The sequence below is a fragment of the Mesorhizobium sp. P5_C1 genome (genome assembly GCF_054049815.1).
This window is the reverse complement of sequence record NZ_JBFULQ010001295.1, coordinates 1-678: the sequence shown is the minus strand read 5'-3', so window position 1 is coordinate 678 and position 678 is coordinate 1. Positions and strand designations below refer to the sequence as shown.

Annotated in this window: 1 protein-coding gene and 1 tRNA gene; one reads left to right on the top strand and one right to left on the bottom strand. The window is 55.6% G+C overall.

What is annotated here, in order from left to right; translation table 11 throughout:
* A partial coding sequence (locus ACXJ7R_RS35465) for a M15 family metallopeptidase (protein ID WP_457155852.1) occupies positions 1–377 on the top strand: 377 nt, incomplete at its 5' end.
* A 62-nt stretch (positions 378–439) separates the two neighbouring features.
* Here ACXJ7R_RS35465 and ACXJ7R_RS35460 read toward each other — a convergent pair.
* A tRNA-Val gene (locus ACXJ7R_RS35460) sits at positions 440–514 on the bottom strand.
* Between the last annotated feature and the right edge of the window lie 164 nt (positions 515–678).

Here is a 678-nt window from a genome sequence, read left to right as displayed (position 1 = left end):
GGATAACCTCGCTCTTCGGTGTCGACGCGCGCCTCTCCAAAATCTCGAATGCCTTGCAGGAGTTGCCCGCCGACATGAGCCGCTACGGCCTCAAGCCAGGCGGCGGTTTCAACTGGCGGGTCATCGCCGGCACGGATCAGCTCAGCGTCCATTCCTTCGGCGCTGCATTCGATATCAATGTCGGTTATTCCGACTATTGGTTCTGGAACAAGCCCGATGACAAGGGCCGTATCCCGTTCAAGAACCGCATTCCCTTATCAATCGTCACGTTGTTTGAAAGGCAGGGTTTTATCTGGGGCGGGCGCTGGTATCACTACGACACCATGCATTTCGAATATCGGCCTGAATTGCTGCTCTACAAGGAAAAGCAGGGCTAGCCGGCCCTTGGATGCCTGGTCAGCGGAAACTCAACGCAACGTATTGATCGTCTGGGATTGGATGGTGGGCGTGACAGGGATTGAACCTGTGACCCCTGCAATGTCAATGCAGTGCTCTCCCGCTGAGCTACACGCCCATCCGAAGCCGCGCATACACCATTTTTGATCCAGCGCGTCAATAGCAGGAAAAAGGAAAGAAGGCGTCGTCTCGCCGCAGTGGCGACAAGGGTGCTTACGCCTAAAGCGCGTCGCGTTTGAACGGAATCAAGCGCCGCGCTTCAGGTCTTTGTTTTCTTGAATG